General features: G+C 69.2%; 22 protein-coding genes and 1 tRNA gene. 10 read left to right on the forward strand and 13 right to left on the reverse strand.

Annotated elements, in window-relative coordinates; genetic code table 11:
• Positions 1-486 precede the first annotated feature (486 nt).
• Both AB0N89_RS31590 and dnaN read left to right on the forward strand, forming a co-directional pair.
• Entirely contained in the window at positions 487-1,761 is a 1,275-nt protein-coding gene (locus tag AB0N89_RS31590; protein ID WP_364212058.1) for an MFS transporter, read from the forward strand.
• 9 nt (positions 1,762-1,770) lie between these two features.
• Positions 1,771-2,835, forward strand: coding sequence for a DNA polymerase III subunit beta (dnaN, locus tag AB0N89_RS31595; RefSeq protein WP_364212061.1), 1,065 nt, complete (start codon positions 1,771-1,773; stop codon positions 2,833-2,835).
• 167 nt (positions 2,836-3,002) lie between these two features.
• On the opposite strand, the gene AB0N89_RS31600 is transcribed toward dnaN, so the two are convergent.
• The 7 genes from AB0N89_RS31600 to AB0N89_RS31630 form a co-directional block, all read right to left on the reverse strand.
• Complete coding sequence (locus AB0N89_RS31600; protein ID WP_184896862.1) at positions 3,003-3,254, reverse strand: glutaredoxin domain-containing protein; 252 nt, start codon at positions 3,252-3,254, stop codon at positions 3,003-3,005.
• The gene (locus tag AB0N89_RS31605; RefSeq protein WP_364212065.1) at positions 3,251-4,021 is read right to left on the reverse strand and encodes an MBL fold metallo-hydrolase; all 771 of its coding nucleotides are present in this window, start codon (positions 4,019-4,021) and stop codon (positions 3,251-3,253) included. Before AB0N89_RS31605 ends, AB0N89_RS31600 begins: the two co-directional genes overlap by 4 nt.
• Complete coding sequence (locus tag AB0N89_RS31610) at positions 4,018-4,830, reverse strand: NUDIX hydrolase (RefSeq protein WP_364212068.1); 813 nt, start codon at positions 4,828-4,830, stop codon at positions 4,018-4,020. Before AB0N89_RS31610 ends, AB0N89_RS31605 begins: the two co-directional genes overlap by 4 nt.
• A gap of 89 nt (positions 4,831-4,919) precedes the next feature.
• Positions 4,920-6,071 (reverse strand): hypothetical protein, encoded by a 1,152-nt coding sequence (locus tag AB0N89_RS31615; protein ID WP_364212071.1) that lies wholly within the window; start codon positions 6,069-6,071, stop codon positions 4,920-4,922.
• Positions 6,072-6,109: 38 nt separating this feature from the next.
• Positions 6,110-6,739 (reverse strand): hypothetical protein, encoded by a 630-nt coding sequence (locus AB0N89_RS31620; protein ID WP_191256611.1) that lies wholly within the window; start codon positions 6,737-6,739, stop codon positions 6,110-6,112.
• On the reverse strand, positions 6,739-7,194 hold the full coding sequence (locus tag AB0N89_RS31625; protein WP_093932336.1) for a RidA family protein: 456 nt from the start codon (positions 7,192-7,194) through the stop codon (positions 6,739-6,741). The genes AB0N89_RS31620 and AB0N89_RS31625 overlap by 1 nt, the downstream gene beginning before the upstream one ends.
• A 12-nt stretch (positions 7,195-7,206) precedes the next feature.
• On the reverse strand, positions 7,207-7,368 hold the full coding sequence (locus AB0N89_RS31630; RefSeq protein WP_157358207.1) for a DUF4177 domain-containing protein: 162 nt from the start codon (positions 7,366-7,368) through the stop codon (positions 7,207-7,209).
• 129 nt (positions 7,369-7,497) lie between these two features.
• On the opposite strand from AB0N89_RS31630, the gene AB0N89_RS31635 reads away from it, so the two are divergent.
• From AB0N89_RS31635 to AB0N89_RS31650, 4 genes are all read left to right on the forward strand, one after another.
• The gene (locus tag AB0N89_RS31635) at positions 7,498-8,442 is read left to right on the forward strand and encodes a lipase (protein WP_364212076.1); all 945 of its coding nucleotides are present in this window, start codon (positions 7,498-7,500) and stop codon (positions 8,440-8,442) included.
• 89 nt (positions 8,443-8,531) lie between these two features.
• A complete protein-coding gene (locus AB0N89_RS31640) occupies positions 8,532-8,780 on the forward strand; it encodes a hypothetical protein (protein WP_364212079.1) in 249 nt (82 codons plus the stop codon).
• A 22-nt stretch (positions 8,781-8,802) separates the two neighbouring features.
• On the forward strand, positions 8,803-9,807 hold the full coding sequence (locus AB0N89_RS31645; RefSeq protein WP_364212082.1) for an ArsA-related P-loop ATPase: 1,005 nt from the start codon (positions 8,803-8,805) through the stop codon (positions 9,805-9,807).
• Positions 9,807-10,940, forward strand: coding sequence for an ArsA family ATPase (locus AB0N89_RS31650; protein WP_364212085.1), 1,134 nt, complete (start codon positions 9,807-9,809; stop codon positions 10,938-10,940). The genes AB0N89_RS31645 and AB0N89_RS31650 overlap by 1 nt, the downstream gene beginning before the upstream one ends.
• Before the next feature lie 63 nt (positions 10,941-11,003).
• Here AB0N89_RS31650 and AB0N89_RS31655 read toward each other — a convergent pair whose 3' ends face one another.
• Complete coding sequence (locus AB0N89_RS31655) at positions 11,004-11,321, reverse strand: WhiB family transcriptional regulator (protein WP_364212088.1); 318 nt, start codon at positions 11,319-11,321, stop codon at positions 11,004-11,006.
• A gap of 351 nt (positions 11,322-11,672) precedes the next feature.
• Between AB0N89_RS31655 and AB0N89_RS31660 the strand changes: the two genes are divergently transcribed.
• The 3 genes from AB0N89_RS31660 (at position 11,673) to AB0N89_RS31670 (ending at position 15,155) form a co-directional block, all read left to right on the forward strand.
• Complete coding sequence (locus AB0N89_RS31660) at positions 11,673-13,841, forward strand: transglycosylase domain-containing protein (RefSeq protein WP_364212091.1); 2,169 nt, start codon at positions 11,673-11,675, stop codon at positions 13,839-13,841.
• 285 nt (positions 13,842-14,126) lie between these two features.
• A complete protein-coding gene (locus tag AB0N89_RS31665; RefSeq protein ID WP_005166976.1) occupies positions 14,127-15,053 on the forward strand; it encodes a metallophosphoesterase in 927 nt (308 codons plus the stop codon).
• Between the two features lie 28 nt (positions 15,054-15,081).
• A tRNA-Pro gene (locus AB0N89_RS31670) sits at positions 15,082-15,155 on the forward strand.
• 304 nt (positions 15,156-15,459) lie between these two features.
• Here AB0N89_RS31670 and AB0N89_RS31675 read toward each other — a convergent pair.
• Complete coding sequence (locus AB0N89_RS31675; protein WP_364212094.1) at positions 15,460-16,152, reverse strand: methyltransferase domain-containing protein; 693 nt, start codon at positions 16,150-16,152, stop codon at positions 15,460-15,462.
• Positions 16,153-16,191: 39 nt separating this feature from the next.
• On the opposite strand from AB0N89_RS31675, the gene AB0N89_RS31680 reads away from it, so the two are divergent.
• Positions 16,192-18,036, forward strand: a complete 1,845-nt coding sequence (locus AB0N89_RS31680; RefSeq protein WP_364212097.1) for a prolyl oligopeptidase family serine peptidase — start codon at positions 16,192-16,194, stop codon at positions 18,034-18,036.
• 186 nt (positions 18,037-18,222) lie between these two features.
• On the opposite strand, the gene AB0N89_RS31685 is transcribed toward AB0N89_RS31680, so the two are convergent.
• The 4 genes from AB0N89_RS31685 to AB0N89_RS31700 form a co-directional block, all read right to left on the reverse strand.
• On the reverse strand, positions 18,223-18,408 hold the full coding sequence (locus tag AB0N89_RS31685; protein ID WP_093932328.1) for a 2-hydroxymuconate tautomerase: 186 nt from the start codon (positions 18,406-18,408) through the stop codon (positions 18,223-18,225).
• Positions 18,409-18,417: 9 nt separating this feature from the next.
• Positions 18,418-19,044 (reverse strand): TIGR03085 family metal-binding protein, encoded by a 627-nt coding sequence (locus tag AB0N89_RS31690; protein ID WP_364212100.1) that lies wholly within the window; start codon positions 19,042-19,044, stop codon positions 18,418-18,420.
• Between the two features lie 62 nt (positions 19,045-19,106).
• Positions 19,107-20,480 (reverse strand): glutamate decarboxylase, encoded by a 1,374-nt coding sequence (locus AB0N89_RS31695; protein WP_364212103.1) that lies wholly within the window; start codon positions 20,478-20,480, stop codon positions 19,107-19,109.
• Between the two features lie 128 nt (positions 20,481-20,608).
• Positions 20,609-21,085: a DNA starvation/stationary phase protection protein gene (locus AB0N89_RS31700; RefSeq protein ID WP_364212106.1), complete on the reverse strand. Its 477-nt coding sequence runs from the start codon at positions 21,083-21,085 to the stop codon at positions 20,609-20,611.
• Between the last annotated feature and the right edge of the window lie 43 nt (positions 21,086-21,128).

The following is a 21,128-nucleotide window of genomic DNA, read 5'->3' on the forward strand; positions in this document are numbered from 1 at the left end:
ATCTCTTGGCCCGCCGCTCCTTTTATATTTTTCTCGCATCACCTTTTTTTTTTTATTGGTTTTTTATTTAGTTTTTTCGTCCTGAACGACCCTTTCATGACATCCGGGACCGGTACACACAACGAAGAGCCGGGCGCCACCCCCGACGTGGCGCACCGGCTCTTCGCTGTGCGCGGACCATCCCCCGACGATCCGCGCTCCCCGCCCTCCGGAACAAGGCCCCGACCCGTACGCCGGAGGGAGCTGGAGACTGTGTGGTTGTCGTACAACCATCCACGGCCGTCGGCCGTGGATACAAGTTCTTTCACTCTCAAGGACGCCATCTGCGTCGATTTGTTGCCCCGAATGACTCAAAATCGACTGACTGTTACCTGATCGTGACGAACCTGCGGGCTTCCGGGTCCGTACTACCCGAAAACGGGGGGTGACAAACCTTACCGGGACAGATCTGGTACTCGCGTACCAAAGTAGTTCATACTGGTACGCGTGTCCCAGTCTGTGTCCGCTTCCGCCGAGAGCCACCGCACCTCCCTCGCCGACTACCGCGCCGCGCTGACCGCGCCCGGATCCCGCGGGGCGGTGATCGCGTCGCTGCTCGCCCGCCTGCCGATCGCGATGATCGGCATCTCCGCGCTGCTCTACGTCCAGCGTGAGACGGGCTCCTTCGCCTCGGCCGGGCTGGTGTCGGCCGGGTCGCTGGTGGGCGTCTCCGTCGGCGCCGTCGTGCAGGGACGGCTCATCGACCGCTTCGGCCCGACACGGCCGCTGCTGGTCACCACGATGCTCTTCGCGCTGGCGATGACCGGCCTGGTGTTCGCGATCGAGGCGCACTCGCCGACGCTCGTGCTGGTCCCGCTCGCCTTCGGCACCGGGATCACGGAACCGATGGTCGGTTCGGCCTCGCGGGCGCTGTGGACACGCCTGCTGCCCGCCGGGCCGACGCGGAACGCCGCGTTCTCCTACGAGGCGATCAGCATGGAGGTCTTCTTCATCCTCGGTCCCGGGTTCGCCGGGCTGCTGATCGCCGCGCCGTGGGCGGGCACCGGCATCGTGACCGGTTCGCTGACGATGATCGCGGGCGCGGTGTTCTTCGCGCTGAGCCCGACGGTGCGGGCCTGGGGACCGGCGCCGTCGTCGGGCGGGAAACTGCTCGGCGCGCTGGCCAGTCCCGGGATGCGCACGCTCGCGCTCGCCGCGCTGGGCTTCGGCGCCGTGATCGGGTTCGTCGAGGTCGCCGTCCCGGCGGCCGCCACCGAAGCCGGGAACACCTCGATCGGCGGGCTGCTGCTGTCGGCCTGGTCGGTCAGCTCGGTCGCGTTCGGTGTCGCGTACAGCCTGCGGCCGTGGCCTCGTCAGATGGGCCTGCGGCTGCCGGTGCTGCTGGCCGGGTTCGGAGCGCTGGTGGCGCTGCTCGCGCTGCCGGGGTCGCTCTGGGGCCTCGCGCTCGCCATGCTCGCCGCGGGCGCGCTGATCACGCCGCAGTCGACGACGCATTCGGCGGCCATCGAGATCGCCGCGCCGAAGGGCACGGCGGCCGAAGCGTTCGGCTGGGTGCTCACCGCGGTGACCCTCGGGCTCGCGTTCGGGCAGTCGATCAGCGGGTACCTCGTCGAGCACGCGGGGCACGAAGCGGCGTTCCTCGCCGCCGGCGCCGTCGGGTTCGCGCTCGCCGCGGTGGTGTGGCTGCTGCGCGGCACCTTCCGCCCGCAGCCGTCCGGAGCCGTCGTCGAAGCCTCCGAACTTGTCGGTGCCGCCCGCTAACTTGCGGGCATGGACCTGACTGCCGCCACCCGCTCCCTCTCGTCCGCCGTTTCCGCCGCCGCCCGGCTGCTTTCGCCCCGTTCCGGCCTGCTCCTGCGCGCGGGGCGGGACGGCCTGACCGTCGGCGGGAACGACAGCGAACGCGCCGTCCGCCTGACCTGTGACGCCGTCACCCACACCGACGGCGAGGTCCTCGTCCCGGCCGGGCCGCTCGCGGAAACGTTGCGCATGCTCGAAGACGATCGGGTGCGCCTGGTCGTCGAGGGATCACGGCTGGCCGTGCGCGTGGAGGGCGGCCGGTTCGCGCTGCCGTTGCTGAGCCGCGAACTGCTGCTCCAGGAGATGCCGCCCAAGGTGTCCGAAGTGGACGGTGCCGCGCTGGCGACGGCGTTGCGGACGGTCGCGGGCACGGCGGCCAAGGACGACGCGCTGCCGATGTTCACCGGCGTCCGCGTGCAGAGCTTCAGCCGTGAGCTGCGGCTGACGGCGTCCGACCGGTACCGCATGGCCGTCGCCACGCTTCCGCTGCGCGGCGAGGGCGAGCCGGTCGACGCGCTCGTCCCGGCCGGCCTGCTCGCCGAGACGGCGAAGCAGGCGCGCGGCGTCGTCGGCCTGCACGGCGACGGGACCCGCTTCGGGCTGAGCTGGGAAAGCGTCACCGTCACCACGGCCGTGCTGGACGCGGGATTCCTGTCGGAGAAGCTGATCGAATCGTCCACTGTGGACACGACGGTCGAGGTCGCCGCCGACTCGCTGGCCGCCGCCGTGCGCCGCGTGGGCGTCTACGCGGACGAGCGCCGGGTGCTGACGCTGGAGGTCGGCGACTCGCAACTGCGGCTGGCCAGTTCGAAGCAGGACACCGGGGAGGCCGAGGAGACCCTGAAGGCCGACGTCTCCGGCGGCCGGACGTCGCCCTCGTTCCAGGCGCGTTACCTGCTGGACGCGCTACAGGGGTTCGCCGGGGAACGGGTGCGGCTCGACATCCAGCCCGGGATGCGGGCCTGCGTCATCCGCGCGGTCGAGCCGGGCGACGTGGAGCTGACGTACTACGTGATGCCGATGCTCCCGCGCTGACACCGGTCTCGTGAGCGGCCAGGACGGTTATCAAGGGGGTCGTGTTCGGGCAAGAGGGGCGATCACGCGAGATCCGTCTCTGATCACGCGAGTCGCGTCTTCGCGCACCCTGGGCTCAGACACGACGCCACCTTCGCCTTGAGAACCGTCCTAGCCACCACGGGGAGTCAGACGGAAGCGGCCTTCACGGCAGCCTCGATCTCGGCGAACGAAGGGTTCACCATCGCCGTCGAGCCCACGAAGACCGTCGGCACGACCTCGTTCCCGTCCGCCACCGAGCGCACTCGCGCCGCCGCGTCCGGGTCCTCCCAGATGTTGACCCGTTTCACCGTGAAACCGCTCTTCGACAGCGGCCGCTCCAGCGCGGCGCAGAACCCGCATCCGGGGCGCCAGTAGAACTCGACCTCGACGTCACTCATTCGCCGTCCTCCGACCTCAGGTACTCCAACTGTGCCTGCACACTCCACTCGGCGGGCGCCCACAAGGCCTTGTCGACGTCGGCGTAGACGACTTCGACGACCTGGCGCGGGGTGGCGTCCGCACCGAGTTTCTCCAAGGCCGAACGTACCTGGTCCAGCCGTTCTTCCCGGTGCGCCAGGTATTCGCGCGCGGTCGCGGCGAGGTCGGGCAGTTCCGGGCCGTGCCCGGGCAGACCGGTGGTGCCTTCGGGCAGTTCGATGAGCTTGCGCAGCGAGCGCAGGTAGTCGCCGAGGTCGTGCAGCACGGTGGTGCCGCGGCCGAGGATGGTGTCGCCGGTCAGGATCTGCCCGTCGGACACCAGGCAGATCGAGTCGCCGGTGTGCCCGGGCGTGTGCAGCACCGAGAGCCGCAGGCCCGCCGCCTCGATCACCTCACCGTCCACAAGGGACTTCCCGCCGATGCACAGCGCTTCGTCGAACGCCCGCACCGGAGCGCCGACGCGCTCGGCGAACCAGGGCGCGCCCTCGGCGTGGTCCGGATGGTGGTGGGTCAGGACGATCAGCTCGACGTCGCCGGTTTCCGCCAGCAGGGTCAGGTGTTCGATGTCCTCGTGCCCGGGGTCGACGACCACGGAGCCGGACGCGCCCGCCCCGCGCAGCACCCAGGAATTGGTGCCCTCCAACGTCATCGACGACGGGTTGTTCTCCAGCAGCACGGAGGCCGTCGGCGTCACCTGCCGCAGCACGCCGTACGCGGGGGCGCTCATGCCGGGTCCATGACGACGCGGACCTTGTCACCTTCGCGCACCAGCGTCGGCATGATCTTCACGATCTCGCGTTCGACGGCCCGCGCCGCGGCGGCCGAGTCGAACCCGCCCAGTTCGGCGAGGGTGATCCAGGTCGGTGGCATGAGCATGCGGCGCCCTTCCTTGGCGTCGGCGATGGCCTCTTCCGGCCGCTGCCAGCCGGTGCTGACGGCCTCGGAGGTGGCGCTGTCCGCCTCCTGCCCCTCGGGCAGCACGGCGACGAAGAAGCAGGTGTCGTAGCGGCGCGGTTCCTGCGGCGGGGTGAGCCAGTTCGCCCACGGGCGCAGGAGATCCGCGCGCAGCGTCAGGCCGTTCGCTTCGAGGAACGCGGCGAGGGAGAGTTCGCGGGAGACCAGCTTTCCGCGGGCTTCCTGGTACGGCGTCGTGTCGGTGACGACGGCGTCCCCGGTGCTCGCGAGCAGCACGCCGGACTCCTCGAACGTCTCCCGCACGGCCGCGCACACCAGGGCGCGGGCGAGCGATTCCTCGCAGCCGAAGCGTTCCGCCCACCACGCGGGCTCCGGGCCCGTCCAGCTCACCGAAGCGTCGACATCGCGGGAATCCACGCCGCCGCCGGGGAAGACGGTCATCCCGCCCGCGAACGGCATGCCCTTCACGCGATGCTGCAGGAAGACCTCGACGCCTTGCGCGCCGTCGCGGAGGAGGATCACGGTCGCCGCGTCCTTGGGCGTCACCGGCTCGCCGTCGGCGTTGGCCCGGGTGCCCACCCCGGCCCCCACCGGGATGTCGAATGTCAGTTCTTCAGCCACACCCGCACGTTAACATCGCAATTCGTCCTCTAGTTGCGATAGTTGCGCGTGCAACCACCGCATCCAGAGGACGAATTGCGTGGGGCTTGCTAGGACCAGCTGGAACCGCTACTGCGCGAAGCACCGTTCAGCCGGATCTTCGCCGCTTCGGCGCGCTCCCGTTCGGCGAGCTCGGCGTGCAGCTCGCGCAGGAGAGCGCGGTCGCGCTCGCTCAGGCTGGGGTCGTCGAGGTCGAGAGCGGGCAGCTCGACGACCTCGTGCATGCTCGGCTTGCCCGAGGCGATCTCACGGCCCTTCTCAGGGTCCTCCTTGAGCGCCTGGCGCAGCTGGGCCACCTCGGCCGGGGTCAGGTCGGCCGTGCGCTCGGCACGGGTCTCCGCCCGCGACTTGCGCGGCGGCGCCTGCTCCGGCGAGGACACGGGCGAAGACGGCGAAGGCGTGGCCGCCTGCTGCACGATCGGCACCACCGGCGCGATCGGCTCGACCGGTTCGTGGCCGCCGCTGCCGACCGGCCGCAGCCCGTGCCTGCTCGGCTGCTCCTTGACCGGCTCGGGAGCCGGAGCGGGAGCGGGCGGCGGGGTCATCGGCTCGGACCGAAAGTCACTGGAGTGGGTGCTCCCCGTGACCCAGACCGGGCTCGCGGCCGAAGAGGCGGCCTGGTGGTACGCGGACCGCGCGACACCGGGTCCCGCGACCTCGACGACCGAGCGGATGCCCGCGCGGCGAAGCGCGGTGTCCACCCGGAACGCGACCGCGGGCGGGTTGCCCTCGGGACCGATCTCGACCAGGACCACGCGCTGCGGCAGCGCGCCGGGCACGCTGCCGGCGGGCGTGTTCCGCCACACCGCGTGCACCGACCGGACGTCCGGCAGCACCTGCAGGGTGCGGTCGAGCGCCTCGGCGAGGCCGAATTCGGGCTGGTTCTCGCCGGTGAACCGGTGCGTGAGCACCGACTCGTCCTCCTCGACGAGCAGGTCGTTCGCCAAGGTGGCGTCGGACCGGCTCATTTCGAGGACGAGCGCGAGCTCACGCTGTTCGGACGAGCTCACCGGGATCTTCCCCGCGATCAGGGTTCCGGTGGTGAGCTCCACCGCTTCGTCGATGTGCGCACGCGCGATCAGCTCACGCGCTTCGGTCAAAGCACTGTCGTCGATTCGACCCGCCAGGGCCAGTAACAGGTTGTGCAGGCGCAGGGGCACCGAGAACCCGTCCATGGGCGGGCCGTCGTGGACCTCCACCATTGCTCTGCTCCCTCCCGGCTCGCCTGGTGGTGCGAGCGTTAAGCGGCGACCAGCCGACTTCCGGTGTCCACCGCGCCCACACAGACCAGCTCGGAGTTGGCGAGCGCGGTGCGGTGATAGCCGGTGAGGTCGATGCTCGGCGGGAGAACCTCGACGCCGGGCTCCTCGTCACCCAGCACGCGCAGGACGCGCTGCAGTTCGCCGGTCAGCCTCGGCAGACCGTTCGTCGCCGTGACCAGGAGGACTCGTTTCGCCCCACCCTCGCCGACCACACCGAGGTGTCGCCAGCTTTGCCGCACTTCACCCACATCCGGCCGTCCTCGCAACGTCGCGTGGATCAATACGGACACAGAGTCGACGGAGTTCACCCATTCGGGCGCACTCTGCGTGAATGTGTACCTGGTCTCGGTGACGTCGTCTACCCCCAGGGTGGAACTCACCTGATGCCAGTCGGCTCCGTGAGGAATGAGCCCGGCGACTAGCAGGCGATACTCGGTTTGATCCAGGTCGATCCTGTGCTTAAGCAAAGACCTGGGCAGGGTCCGCGCGAGCGTGCCCATCGCGCCCTCGCCCAGCCAGTCGCGGAACCGCCACAGGAGCTGGTCCGGCAGGCGCCCCGCCAGCCGGAGCAGGAGCTCGTGCGAGGACTTCTCGATGTCCGGATCCATCACTTCACCTCCACGATCAGTTCGATCTCGACCGGCGCCCCGATCGGCAGCTCGGCGACGCCGACGGCCGACCGGGCGTGGATGCCGGCCTCGCCGAAGATCTCCCCGAGCAGCTCGGACGCGCCGTTGATCACCGCGGGCTGACCGGTGAAGCCCTCCGCGGACGCCACGAACCCGACGACCTTGACGACCCGCGCGATGTTGTCGATCCCGACGACCGAGTCGACCGCGGCGAGGGCGTTGAGGATCGACGTCCGCGCGTACTGCTTCGCCTCTTCGGGGCTGACCTCGGCGCCGACCTTGCCGGTCGCTTCGAGCTCACCCTTCACGAAGGGCAGCTGCCCTGACGTGTAGACGTGCGAACCGGTGCGGACGGCGGGCACGTAGGCCGCCAGCGGGGCGGCGACGCCGGGCAGTTCGATACCGAGCTCGGCGAGTCGATCGCTCCAGGTCATGGCTTCAATCCCTCAGTTCTTGGCTCGTTTGAGGTAGGCGACGTGCTGCTCGCCGGTCGGGTTCGGGAGCACGGTGACGAGCTCCCAGCCGTCCTCGCCCCACTGGTCGAGGATCTGCTTGGTGGCGTGGATCAACAGGGGGACGGTCGCGTACTCCCACTTGGCGTCGCTCATGCCCGGGAGCGTAGCCAAACCGGCAAGGGCGCCCGACACACATGCGGCAAACCCTCTCGTGACCGGCTCGCCGATTTCCCGCCGATGTGTTTCACTTCACACCTACTCGGGAGTAGATAGGACGTTGACATGCGGACAACGAAGTCCCTCGCCGTCGCCTGCCTGGCCGCGGTCCTTGCCCTGATCTGCGTTTCGACGGCGTACGCGGACGAGAAACTTCCCGTTCCGTGGACACTCGCCGCGGCGCTGCCCGCACAGGCGGCGAACCCCGGCGGCCCGCCGCCCGGTTCGAACGACTTCGACTGCCGTCCGACCGCCTCGCATCCGAACCCGGTCGTACTCACCCACGGCCTCGGCGCCAATCAGACGGTGAACTGGCAGACGTTCGGCCCGCTGCTCAAGAACGACGGCTACTGCGTCTTCTCCCTCACCTACGGGATCCCCGGGAAGCCGCTGCCGGTCTACCAGCCCGGCGGACTCGTCCCGATGGAACAGAGCGCGAAGGAACTCTCGGCGTTCGTCGACAAGGTGCTCGGCGCGACCGGTGCGTCCAAGGTGGACATCCTCGGGCATTCCGAGGGCACGCTGATGCCTTCTTATTACGTGAAGTTCCTCGGCGGCGCGTCCAAAGTGGACAAGTACGTCAGCCTGACCCCGCTTTGGGACGGCACGACGCTGTTCGGCGCTTCGCATCTGTACGCGCTCGCGAGCGCGCTGGGCCTGGCGCCCGGGATCAACGGGATCCTCGACCCGGTCTGCGGCTCGTGCCGCCAGTTCCTGCGCGGTTCGGAATTCCTCACGAACCTGCGCTCCGGCAACGGCATATTCCAGCCGGGGGTGACCTACACGAACATCCTGACCCGCTATGACGAAGCCGTCGTCCCGTACACGAGCGGGCTCGGGAAGGGACCGAACGTGAAGAACATCGTCCTGCAGGACGGCTGTCTGCTGGACCTGGCGGAGCACGCCGGGGTCGCCGCCGACCGCAACGCGGCCGGGCACGTCCTCAACGCGCTCGACCCATCGCACGCGAAGCCGGTGCCGTGCGTGCCCGCGACCCCGATCGGGAGCTGACCCGCTCCAAGTACATGAAGGCCCCCTTCCTTGCGCCTAGGTACATGAAGGGGGCCTTCACGTACTTCAGCCCTCGCTAGGCTGGGCCCGTGGAGACCTGGCGCATCGTCGCGACCGTCCTGCTCGCCGCGGCCGGGCTGCCGCTGGTGCTGGTCCTGATGGCCAAGGCCCGGGACCGCCGGAACACCTCGGGAGCGGTCGCGATCACCGGCGCGGTGGCCTTCGTGGTCCTCGTGCTGCTCGGTGTGGTGATGCTCACGGCGCTGCCCGGCGTCCTGACCTGGGTCATCGTCGCCGTGGTGGCCGCCGCGCTCGGCGTCATGATGCTGGCGAGCTAAGGGCTCAATTAGGGTGGGACCGGTGAGCACTCCCCTTGCCGGCTGGACCGATGAACTCGCGAGAGCCAGGCTGCATTTCGTCACCGGTAAGGGCGGGACGGGCAAGACGACGCTCGCCGCTGCCCTGGGCCTCGCGCTCGCCAAAGGCGGGCGCCGCGTGCTGCTGATCGAGGTCGAAGGCCGCCAGGGCATCGCCCAGCTCTTCGACACCGAGCCGCTGCCGTACGCCGAGCAGCGCATCGCGGCCGTCCCCGGCGGCGGTGAGCTGCGCGCGCTGCACATCGACGTCGAAGCCGCGCTCCTCGAATACTTCGAGATGTTCTACAACCTCGGCTTCGCGGGGCGGACGCTGCGGCGGATGGGCGCGATCGAGTTCGCGACCACGCTCGCGCCGGGGCTGCGCGACGTCCTGCTCACCGGGAAGATCAAGGAATGCGTCGGCCGCACCGAATCGGACGGCCGCCACACCTATGACGCCGTCGTCGTCGACTCGCCGCCCACCGGCCGCGTCGTGAAGTTCCTCGACGTCACCAAGGCGCTGACCGATCTCGCCAAGACCGGCCCGATCCGCGGCCAGGCCGACGGCGTCGTCCGGCTGCTGCACTCCGGCGAGACCGCCGTCCACCTGGTGACGCTGCTGGAAGAGATGCCGGTGCGGGAGACCGTCGAAGCGGTCGCCGAACTCGACGGCGCGGATCTGCGCCCCGGCGCGGTGCTGGTCAACCGGGTCCGCCCGCCGCGGCTGCCCGCCCGTTCGGTGACCGCCGCCGCGGACGGCCGCGTCGACGCCTCACGGGTCCGCTCCGGGCTCGCGTCGGCCGGGCTGGACCTGCCCGAAAGCACCCTCGACGCGCTGGTCGAGGAGACCGTCGAGCACGCCGTCCGGGTCGCGGCCGAACAACGCGCCCGCGAGCAACTGTCCGAGGCGGACCTGCCGGGCCTCGAACTGCCGGATCTGACCGACGGGGTCGACGTCGCGGCGCTCTACGACCTCGCCGAAGCGCTGACCGAGCAGGGGGTGCGCTGATGCCGGACGACATCCTGGAGATCGACAAGCTGATCGACGATCCGGAAAGCCGGGTCATCGTGTGCTGCGGATCCGGTGGCGTCGGCAAGACGACCACCGCGGCGGCGTTGGCGTTGCGCGCGGCCGAACGCGGACGGCAGACGGTGGTCCTCACCATCGACCCGGCCCGGCGGCTGGCGCAGGCGCTCGGCCTGCGCGAACTGGGTAACCACCCGAAGCAGGTGCAGGTCGAAGGCTTCGAACCCAAGGGCGAGCTCTGGGCGATGATGCTGGACATGCGCCGCACCTTCGACGACATGGTGCGGGTGCACGCCGGCCCGGAACGCGCCGAACAGCTGCTGCAGAACCCCTTCTACCAGACCATTTCCACGTCGTTCTCCGGCACGCAGGAGTACATGGCGATGGAGAAGCTGGGGCAGCTCGCGGCCACCGACGAGTGGGACCTGATCATCGTCGACACGCCGCCGAGCCGGTCCGCGCTGGACTTCCTCGACGCGCCGACGCGGCTTTCGAGCGCGCTCGACGGCCGGATGATCCGGCTGCTCACCGGTCCGGCCAAGGCGGGCGGATGGGGTCTGCGCAAGGTCGTCAACGCCGGGTTCTCGATGTTCGCGAAGGCCGTCTCGACGATCATCGGCGGCCAGCTGCTGACCGACGCTTCGGCGTTCATGCAGGCCTTCGACAGCATGTTCGGCGGCTTCCGCGAACGCGCGCGCAAGACCTCCGAGCTGCTGCGGTCCGGCGGCACTTCTTTCCTGGTGGTCGCCGCGCCGGAGCCGGACGCGCTGCGCGAGGCGTCCTACTTCGTGGAGCGGCTTTCGGAAGAGAGCATGCCGCTGGCCGGGCTGGTCGCGAACCGGACGCATCCGGTGCTCGCCCCGCTGTCCGGTGCGGAGGCCGTCGCGGCCGCCGAGCAGCTGGCGAAGGGCGAGACCAGCGCACCGCTGGCCGAAGCCGTCCTCCGCCTGCACGCGGACCGGGTCGCGCTGGCCGACCGGGAGACGCGGCTGCTCGCCAGGTTCACGCGGGCGCATCCCGAGGTCCCGCTGGTGCGGGTGCCCGCGCTCCCCAGCGACGTGCACGATCTCGAAGGCCTGCGCGACATCGGCACACGCCTGGCGACTCGGTCCTGATCGTCCGTGAAGGACCTCTTCCCCACCTTGGACTCGGGGAAGGGGCCCTTCACGGAACGATGATCACGAGACTCGGACGCGGACGTCTTCCTCTTCGTCGATCCCGGTGAAGCTGCGCTTCGCCGCTTCGAGCAGATCGGACCAGCTGGAAACGTCCGGCCGCCGCCTCAGCAGCGCCCGCCGTTCCCGTTCGGTCATACCTCCCCAGATGCCGAAGTTGATCCGGCCATCGAGCGCTTCGGCGAGGCATTCCGTCCTGACCGGGCATCCGAGGCAGACCGCCTTGGCCCGGTTCTGTTCCGCCCCCCGGACGAACAAGCCGTCCGGATCGGTGTCGCGGCACGACGCATTGACTCGCCAGCTCGACTGGTTGGTTTCCATACCCCCAGCTCCCTACCCTGGTGTTCGACACACCACGGGAGGACGAAAAGCCTGCGCTCCTGCCCCCATGAGCGTGTCTCCCTGTGTGCTCACGTCGGTTGAGCCGGCACCTCCCCGGTGCCGGGTGCCTCCGTTCGGTCGAATGCGACTGCCGCTCGCACTCACCCGTCTGTCGGCTTTTTCATACGTGAGACGTTGACGGACTGTAAGGGCCCTCGGTTCCCTCCGCCAAGCCCTAGAATGCCTCCGACTACCAGCCGTCACCACATGGGGTCGGTTTCGTGACCGAATCCGCACCCACAGCGAGGTGACGTCACGGTGGGCTAACGGGTTCCGCGTACCCTGGTCCGCGTGCGCAAAACGGACGGTCTGCTGAAGCTCATTGGCCTGTGTGTGCTCGCGGGGGTGCTGGTCGCGGGGATGTTGTTCCCCGTGGCGGGTGCCGCGGGCGTTCTCTCCAACCAGGCGAGCGAGACCGTCGACAAGACATCTTCGGACCTCGCGGACATTCCGCCGCCCCTGGTGACGACGATCACCGACAACACCGGCAAGCAGATCGCGACGCTGTACAAGCAGTTCCGCATCCCGACCACCGAGTCGCAGATCAACGACGCCATGAAGTGGGCGCTGATCTCGGTCGAGGACAAGCGCTTCTACGAGCACAACGGGGTGGACTGGAAGGGCACGCTGCGCGCGGCGGTCAGCAACAGCACCGGCGGCGACACGCAGGGCGCGTCGACGCTGACCCAGCAGTACGTCAAGAACTACCTGATCAACGTCGTCTACCGGGACGACAAGCCGGGCCAGAAGCGCGCACAGGAGCAGTCGGTCGCCCGGAAGCTGAAGGAAGCCCGGATCGCGATCCAGCTGGAAACCAAGCTGAACAAGATGCAGATCCTGACCGGCTATCTGAACGTCGTCGAGTTCTCGCGGGAGATCTTCGGCGTCGGCGCGGCCGCGAACGCGTACTTCAACACGCCAGTCGAGAAGCTCACGGTGCCGCAGGCGGCGCTGCTGGCCGGTCTGGTGAACAACCCGGTCGTCAACGACCCGTGGAAGAACCCGGCGAAGGCGACCGAGCGCCGCAATCTGGTGCTGGACCGCATGGTCGACAACCAGAAACTCGCGAAGGTGGACGCGGAACGGTTCAAGGCCGAGCCGCTCGGCGTCGTCGAAGGCGGCCCGCAGAAACCCGCGTCGAACTGCACCGGCGCCGGGACGGAAAACGGTTTCTTCTGTCAGTACGTCGAGGACTATCTCCTCAAGAACGGCATGACGAAGGACGACCTGTACACCGGCGGCTACCAGATCAAGACCACGTTGGACGAACGGTCGAACCACGAGGCCAAGATGTCGGCCGAGGCCCAGGTCAAGAAGACCCAGGACAACGTCGCGAACACGCTGTCGCTGGTAAAGCCGGGCAAGGACCGGCACGAAGTCGTGGCGCTCGCGGCGAACCGTGACTACGGGCTGCACGAAGACCAAGGGCAGACGACGTTCGCGTTGCCTTCCGGCGTGTACAACACCGGTGGCGCCGGCTCGGCGTACAAGGTCTTCACCGCCGCCGCGGCCTTGGAAGCGGGCGTGGCCGGGATCAACAGCCCGCTCCCGGTGCCCGACTTCTTCACCTCCAGCGTGTTCGCCGGTGGTGGCAACAAATGCGCCCCGACCGGGCCGCCGATGCGCTCCCGCTGGTACTGCCTCGGCAACGCGGGTGACTACAACCCGGCCGGCGGCGTCATGTCGATGCAGCAGGCGCTGGCGACGTCGCCGAACACCGCGTTCGTTGCCCTCGAAGAGAAAATCGGGAGCACCGGGCCGGTCGTCGAGATGGCGCGCAAGCTCGGCATGCGCGACACCATGGCCAGCAACCTCGGCGGTGGCGCCGTCGACCCGAAATCCGACAACCCCGGCGCCAACACCAGCCAGCTGCAGGCCTTCGGCCCGCGGCCCGGCTGGCCCGGCAACGCGTCGTTCACCCTCGGCCCGGCTCCGTTGAGCGGCCTCGAACTGGCGAACGTCGGCGCGACGATCATGAGCGGCGGCGTCTGGTGCCCGCCGACCCCCCTCTCCGGGATCACCGACCGGGACGGAAAGCCCGTCCCCGTCAAGGAAGCCGCTTGCGAGCAGGTGGTGCCCGAAGGCCTCGCGAACACTCTCGCGGTCGGCCTGAGCCGGGACAGCGCGCCCGGCGGGACGTCGGCGGGCGCGGCGGGCAACGCCCGGTGGAACCGGCCGGTGATGGGCAAGACCGGGACCACGCAGAGCAACGGCTCGGGGACGTACCTCGGGGCCACCCCGCAGCTCGCGGGCGCGGCGATGGTGTTCCGCCCCAAGGGCGGAAACGGCGGTCTCTGCTACCTCGGACCGGGCAACGTGACCACCCGCGGTTGCGAGAACATGTTCGGCGGCAAGACGCCGGCGCAGACCTGGTTCGGGGCGATGTCGAAGATCCTCGAAGGCCAGGAAGCACTGCAGTTGCCGGCGCCGGACCCGAAGTACATGGGCGGCGGACGCTGATCGACCAGAGCCGCATTCACCAGCGCAAACCACGATGAGTCACATGAATCTAACTTTAAGTGAGCGACTGGCGGCCTAACGGGGAACAGTGGTCGACGGGATCATGTCGGCTGATCGCGACACCCCGCGTCGACCACGGAAAGTGAAGAAAAGAGGCCATTCTAGCGATTCTTCGGCTTCGCTGGAATGGGGGCGGACGATCACCCCTGATGAGCACGTAAACTGGACATTGTGAGCACGCTCAGTAACAACAGTACTTCGGGGGCGACGGTACGGCGCTTGGCCGTGGGAACCGTCGCCCTGGGAGCCGCGACCCTCGGTTACGCAGTCGGTATCGAAAGGCGCCGGTGGACGCTCCGGACCGCGGAGCTCCCGGTCCTCGCCGCGGGGGCGAAACCCTTCACGATCCTCCACATCTCGGACCTGCACATGCTCCCCGGTCACGTGAGCAAGCAACGCTGGGTAGCCGCGCTCGACGAACTCGAACCGGATCTCGTCGTCAACACCGGTGACAATTTGTCACATCATCAGGCCGTGCCGTCCGTGTTGCGCGCGCTCGGCCCCCTGCTGGACCGGCCCGGCGTGTTCATCTTCGGCAGCAACGACTACTACGCACCGAAGCCGAAGAACCCCGCGCGCTACCTCATGCCGAAGGGCAAGAAGAAGCGGATCCACGGCGAGCATCTGCCGTGGCGCGACCTGCGCGCGGCCTTCGTCGAACACGGCTGGGACGACCTCACGCACGTCCGGCGCACCATCGAGGTCGCCGACCAGTACGTGTTCACCGCTGGCGTCGACGACGCCCACCTCCGCCGCGACCGCTACGCCGACATCGCGGGCCCGGCCGACACCGGCGCCGCCGTCCGCATCGGGGTCACGCACTCCCCGGAACCCCGCGTCCTCGACGAATTCGCCGGCGACGGCTACGACCTCGTCCTCGCGGGCCACACCCACGGCGGGCAGCTCCGCGTCCCCGGCTACGGCGCCCTCGTCACCAACTGCGAACTCGACCGCACCCGGGCCCGCGGCGCGTCCCGCTGGGGCGCCCAGATGTGGCTGCACGTCTCCGCCGGACTGGGCACGTCGCCCTACGCTCCGGCCCGCTTCGCGTGCCCGCCCGAGGCGAGCCTGCTGACCCTCGTCCCACGGGGCACGACCAGCGAGAACCACCGGAAAGCAGCCCCCCGCAAAGCCCGAAACACCGTCCGCTAAACTTCTCCTCGACCCGCTAAGAAGTATCCGGGGTGTGGCGCAGCTTGGTAGCGTGCCTCGTTCGGGTCGAGGAGGTCGTGGGTTCGAATCCCGCCACCCCGACGCTGGATCAAGAAGGCCTTGCTCGTGTATTCCGCGAGCGAGGCCTTCTTGCGTTGCGGCCCGGGCCGAAGGACGCTTTCCCTGCATGACATGCGGCGAAAGTCCCCTTCAGCCCCCACCCTCCGGAACACCCGCCCTCCCGAAAGCGCCCCGCGCAGCCCCCGCCACTCCCAGGGGGGCGACCCCGGACCCAGCGTATCGACCAGGACCGTCGGAACCGATGGAAAGCGGGCCTGGAGGGGCTGGTTGTCCACAACGGCGGGCATGTGTGGACAAACCCCGCCTCAGGGTTCCCGCCCGCGAGTCAGCGGGTGGCGAGCAGCTCGGTCCAGCACTGCGCGAAATCCCCATCCCCCGACCGCGCCCACGACCACGCCGAGCGGGCGGCCGAAGCGAGCTGATCCCGGTCCGGGGTCGTCGCGGTTTCCAGCGCCGTCACCAGACGCGCCTCCACGTACGTCGCCAGCGCCCGGTACGTCGCGTCCGTGCGATAGCGGGTTTTCGCCCGCACGTCGGTGAAACCGGCGGCCGTGACCGCGGCCGAGATCGAACGTCCGGCGAACGGGTCACCCCCCGCGCGACGGCACAGCAGGTAGTGCCCGCGAAGGGCGGCGTCGACGTTCGCCGTCTTCGGCCGCAGCCGAGCCCGGCTCCAGTCCGATGTGGACAGTGCGAGCGCGCCGCTCGGTTTGAGCACCCGCCGGAGCTCCGCCAGCGCGACACCCGGTTCTTTCAGATGCTCGAAGACGGCGTGCGCGAAGACCACGTCCACCGAAGCCTCGGCGAACGGCAACGCGCACGCGTCCGCCACCAAGAAGTCCACTGTGGACTTTCTGTGTCCGTTGTCGATACCGAGGGTGATCGAACCCGGCCCGCAGCCGACGTCGACGAACCCCATCCCCGGTCCGAACAGCGGTTGCGCGAACACGGCCCGTTCGACCGCCTGGCGCGCTGACCGCGCGGACACCGCGGCGCGCGGCGCGTTTCCCTCCAGCACCCCGCACACAGTACGGCTCCGGAGTGGCAGGATCGAGGGGTGAGCACGCAGCCAGGCACTGAATATCCGTCCGCGGCGGTCCCGGACCGCCTGTTCGACGACGCCGAAGCCGAGGCCAGGTGGCGGGCCCGCTTCCACGCGCCGCGCATCTCGGTCCCCGAGTGGGCCATCGACGCGCCGGACGCGAACGTCTACGTCTCCAACGCCAGCGGCGTCTGGGAGGTCTACTCCTGGGACCGCTCGACCGGCGAGCACCGCAGGGTCACCGACCGGCCGAACGGCACCATGCACGCGACGCCGTCCCCGGACGGCCGCTGGATCTGGTGGTTCGACGACACCGACGGCGACGAGTTCGGTTCCTGGGTCCGCGAACCGTTCGCGCCGGGAGCCGCCGCCGAGCGCGCGGTGCCGGACGTCCACGACGGCTACCCCGCCGGGCTCGAGATCGGCACCCGCGTGATCGCCGTCGGCGTCTCGACCGACGACGGCAGCGAACTCTTCGCCCACATCGGCGGCGAGACCACCAGCTTCTACCGGCACGAGGACGACGCCGGGATCGCCTCGCTTTCCCGCGACGAGTCGCTGCTCGCGATCTCGCATTCCGAACACGGTGATTCGCGACACCCCGCGCTGCGCGTCCTTTCGACGGACGGCTTCACCGCGGTTGCCGACAAGTGGGACGGCGACGGCAAGGGGCTCGGCGCGCTGGAGTTCTCGCCGGTCGCGGGCGACCAGCGGCTGCTGGTGCTGCACGAGCGGCGTGGCCGCGAGGAACTGCTGATCTGGGACACCGCCGCGGACACCGAGCAGGAGATCGAGCTCGACCTGCCCGGCGAAGTGGTCGCGGGCTGGTACCCGGACGCGCGGGCGCTGCTGGTCGTCCACTTCCACCAGGGCCGCAGTTCCCTGCACCGGTACGACCTCGCGAGCGGCGAACTGTCCTCTTTGGACACTCCGCCCGGCCGGATCGGCGGCGCCGGGGTGCGGCCCGACGGCACCGTCGAGTACTCGTGGTCCAGTGCCGCGCGGCCGACGGCGGTGCGCGCGCGGACCGCCGACGGCGCCGACTCGGTGCTCCTCGAACCGCCGGGCGAGCGGGCGCCGGAATCCGCGCCGGTCACCGACGCGTTCGTCGACGGGATCGGCGGGCAGATCCACGCGCTGGTCTCGCGTCCGGCCGACGCGCCCGAAGGCCCTCTTCCGACGGTCTTCTCCTTGCACGGCGGACCGCACTCGGCCGACGAGGACCGGTTCTCCGCGTACCGCGCGGTCTGGCTCGACGCCGGTTTCGCCGTCGTCGAGGTCAACTACCGCGGTTCGACCGGCTACGGGTCGGCCTGGCGCGACGCCATCGAAGGGCGTCCGGGCCTGACCGAACTCGAAGACGTCGCCGCCGTGCACGACTGGGCCGTCCAAAGTGGACTCTCGGATCCGGAAAAGTGTGTGGTGAACGGCGCTTCGTGGGGCGGCTATCTGAGTCTGCTGGCGCTCGGCACCCAGCCGGGGCGGTGGGCGGCGGGGGTCGCCGGAGTGCCTGTCGCGGACTACGTCGCCGCGTACGAGGACGAGATGGAGCAGCTTCGCTCGTTCGACAGGGCGCTGTTCGGCGGTTCGCCGGAGGCAGTGCCGGCGGTGTACCGGGAATGCTCGCCGATCACCTACGTCGAGGCCGTGACGGCGCCGGTGCTGGTGCTCGCCGGGGACAACGACCCGCGCTGCCCGATCCGGCAGGTCGAGAACTACCTCGACAGGCTCGCGAAGCGCGAGATCCCGTTCGAGTTCTACCGTTTCGACGCGGGCCACGGGTCGCTGGTGATCGCCGAGACGATCAAGCAGACGGCGATCGAGGTGTTCTTCGCGCTGCGAGCCGTCGGGCTTCGCTGACCTTCGCGGCTTCGTTGCTTCGCAGGTCTTCGGGCCGGTTGTCCACAGCGGGAACCCGTTGTGGACAACCGGCCCCTCCCGGCCCGCGATCGACCGGAAACGTCCTACCCCCGCGCTACGCTGGGTGCGGGGCCGTCCCCCAGGGAGGGCGGGGGGCTGGGGTGGGGCTGGTTTCGGCGTGTGGGGTCAGCGGTCCGAGAAGAGGGTGCCGCCAGCCGCCCAGTGTTCGGCGGGGATCTCGTTGATGGTCACCCAGACGCCGTCGGGGTTGCCGCCGCAGGTGCGGACGAAGGCATCGGTCACCTCGCGCACGAGGGCCTGCTTCTGTTCGGCCGTCCGGCCGGGGAACATCGAAACGCTGATCATCGGCATGCACCGACTCTAGAGTCCGCGGTCGTGCTTCCGGAGCCTGTCCACCGCGTAGGCGTCACCTTCGAAGGTGATCCGGGCCGCGTCCCGGCCGAAGACGAACAGCAGCAACTCGATCGGCGTACCGACCACGGTCACCGTGTCCGGGCCTTCCTTCACCCGCGCTTCGCGGCCTTCGGGAGTCTTCAGGACCACGCCGACCGGTGATTTCCGCAGGTTCAGCTTCGAAGCCTGCTTGGCAGACTTCCACGCCGCCGCGTCCCGCGCGGACTCGGCCGGACGCGGCTCCCAGCCGGGCTGCCCACGTCGGACGTCCTCGTGGTGCACCAGGAACTCCGCGCTGTTCGTCAGCTCGTCGAGCGCACCGATCGACGTCGGCCAGAACCAGGCCGGACCCGACCGCACCTTCCCGACGACCTCGGCCCACGGCCGCGCCGCGTAGGCGTCCTGCACCTTCTGCGTGTACGACGCCAGCGCCGGCACCAGAATCCCCGGCATCGCGTCCGGCCGCCGCTCACGGACCAGCAGATGAGCCGCCAGATCCCGCGTCTTCCAGCCCGCGCACAAGGTCGGCGCGTCCGGCCCGACCTCTTCGAAAAGCTCGCTCAACGCACGACGTTCGTCTCCGGCGACTCCCATACCCCACGACGTTACGCGCCGGTAGGGCCCAGGGAAATCCGGCGTGACGCAGGGCACCCGGCTCAGTGATGGAACGCGGTCCGCCGCCCCGGCCGGTGATCGAGCTCCGGCAGCAGCCGCCGGAGATCCTCCAGCAGCAGATCCGCGAGATCATGCGTGAAACCGTTGCGCACCACGATCCTCAGCACCGCGAGATCCATCCGGTTCTCCGGGAACGTGTACGCCGGGACAAGCCACCCGCGCTCCCGAAGCCGCCGTGACACGTCGAAGACATCGAAGCCCTCGACGTCCGCCTTCGTCGTGAAGGCGAACACGGGCAGCTGATCGCCACGCGTCAGCAGCTCGAACGGGCCAAGCCCGGCTATCCCGTCCGCCAGCTGGGTCGCCACATCACGCGAAGCCTGTTGCACCGCACGGAAACCTTCACGCCCGAGCCGGACGAACGTGTAGTACTGCGCGGCCACCTCGGCACCGGGACGCGAGAAGTTCAGCGCGAAAGTCGGCATGTCGCCACCGAGATAGTTGACGTTGAAGACGAGCTCGTCGGGCAACGCCGCCTTGTCACGCCACAACACCCAGCCGACACCGGGATAGACCAGCCCGTACTTGTGCCCCGACGTGTTGATAGACGCCACCCGGGGCAGCCGGAAGTCCCAGCTCAGCTCCGGATCCAGGAACGGCGCGATCATCGCGCCCGAAGCACCGTCCACATGCACCGGGATGTCCCAGCCGGACCGTTCGTGCAGCCCGTCGAGCGCGTCCGCGATCTCGGCGACCGGCTCGTAACTGCCGTCGAAAGTGGACCCCAGGATCGCGACGACACCGATCGTGTTCTCGTCGCACCGGGCGATCGCCTCGTCCGCGGTGAGATGGAATCGGTCACCGTCCATCGGCACCAGCCGCGGCTCGACCTCCCAGTACTCGCAGAACTTCTCCCAGCACACCTGGACGTTCGCGCCCATCACCAGATTCGGCTTCCCGGTACGCCCGAGTTTCGACCAGCGGCGCTTCAACGCCATCCCGGCGAGCATGCAGGCCTCGGAGGAGCCGGTCGTCGAGCAGCCCATGATCGCGGTCGGATCCGGCGCGTGCCACAGATCGGCGAGGATGTTCACGCACCGCCGCTCGAGTTCCGCGGTCTGCGGATACTCGTCCTTGTCGATCATGTTCTTGTCGACGCACTCGGCCATCAGCTCACGGGCCTGCGGCTCCATCCACGTGGTGACGAACGTGGCGAGATTGAGCCGGGCGTTGCCGTCGAGCATCAGCTCGTCGCGCACCAGCTGGAGCGCGGTGTCGGGCGGCAGCGGATCGTCGGCGAGGCTGTCGTGCGGGAGACGGAAGTTCGCGGCCAGCGCGGGATACGCGCCGGCGTACAACGGGTTGGCCCCGCTCTTGCGGTCCTGGTCGGTCGCGTTCCCCTTGTGCAGCACCATGGACCCGAACCTAACCGCGGGAGCCTCCGAGGGCACCTCGATCAGCGGGCCCGGGTGTCAGGAAAGGGTCGTTCAAGACGAAAAACGTCTTGAACGACCCTTTCCTGACATCTACGGGACCGGAGGGGTCAGGCCTGCTGCGCCTGCCACATCCAGTGCGCCTTCTCGAGCTCCTGCGTGATCGCGATCAGCAGGTCCTGGGTGACCAGGTCGCTCTTGTCGGTCTCGTCGATGCGGCCGCGCAGCCGCTCGATCAGCGCGGCGAGGATCTCGACGATCGCGGCGACCGTCGACTCGACGGACTGCCAGTTGTCGGGGTAGTGCGGCAGGCCGGAGCTCTCCACGACGGCCTTCGCCTGGCCGTTCGGCGAGACACCGATGGCGTTGGCGCGCTCGGCGACCTCGTCGGTGTACTGGCGCGCGATGTCGACCAGCTCGTCGAGCTGGAGGTGCACGCTGCGGAAGTTCGCGCCGACGACGTTCCAGTGGGCCTGCTTCGCGATCAGCGACAGGTCCACCAGGTCGACCAGCGAAGCCTGCAAGGCGTTACCGGTGATCTCCTTGTCGGCGTCGCTCAACGGACTCTGGATCGGGGACTTGCCCATCTTCGGTCTTCCTTTCGGGAATCAGTCGGTTCGGGAGTGGACC

The organism is Amycolatopsis sp. NPDC089917, from assembly GCF_040684635.1.
Lineage (GTDB): Bacteria > Actinomycetota > Actinomycetes > Mycobacteriales > Pseudonocardiaceae > Amycolatopsis.

Coding starts and splice junctions, on each gene's coding strand:
- AB0N89_RS31605 (WP_364212065.1), bottom strand. CDS start 4,021: ATGAGCGCCCCCGCGTACGGCGTGCTGCGGCAGGTGACGCCGACGGCC.
- AB0N89_RS31690 (WP_364212100.1), bottom strand. CDS start 19,044: ATGGGAGTCGCCGGAGACGAACGTCGTGCGTTGAGCGAGCTTTTCGAA.
- AB0N89_RS31620 (WP_191256611.1), bottom strand. CDS start 6,739: ATGGATCCGGACATCGAGAAGTCCTCGCACGAGCTCCTGCTCCGGCTG.
- AB0N89_RS31625 (WP_093932336.1), bottom strand. CDS start 7,194: ATGACCTGGAGCGATCGACTCGCCGAGCTCGGTATCGAACTGCCCGGC.
- AB0N89_RS31615 (WP_364212071.1), bottom strand. CDS start 6,071: ATGGTGGAGGTCCACGACGGCCCGCCCATGGACGGGTTCTCGGTGCCC.
- AB0N89_RS31685 (WP_093932328.1), bottom strand. CDS start 18,408: ATGCCGATGATCAGCGTTTCGATGTTCCCCGGCCGGACGGCCGAACAG.
- AB0N89_RS31695 (WP_364212103.1), bottom strand. CDS start 20,480: ATGGTGCTGCACAAGGGGAACGCGACCGACCAGGACCGCAAGAGCGGG.
- AB0N89_RS31650 (WP_364212085.1), top strand. CDS start 9,807: ATGCCGGACGACATCCTGGAGATCGACAAGCTGATCGACGATCCGGAA.
- AB0N89_RS31630 (WP_157358207.1), bottom strand. CDS start 7,368: ATGAGCGACGCCAAGTGGGAGTACGCGACCGTCCCCCTGTTGATCCAC.
- AB0N89_RS31635 (WP_364212076.1), top strand. CDS start 7,498: ATGCGGACAACGAAGTCCCTCGCCGTCGCCTGCCTGGCCGCGGTCCTT.
- AB0N89_RS31655 (WP_364212088.1), bottom strand. CDS start 11,321: ATGGAAACCAACCAGTCGAGCTGGCGAGTCAATGCGTCGTGCCGCGAC.
- AB0N89_RS31700 (WP_364212106.1), bottom strand. CDS start 21,085: ATGGGCAAGTCCCCGATCCAGAGTCCGTTGAGCGACGCCGACAAGGAG.
- dnaN (WP_364212061.1), top strand. CDS start 1,771: ATGGACCTGACTGCCGCCACCCGCTCCCTCTCGTCCGCCGTTTCCGCC.
- AB0N89_RS31600 (WP_184896862.1), bottom strand. CDS start 3,254: ATGAGTGACGTCGAGGTCGAGTTCTACTGGCGCCCCGGATGCGGGTTC.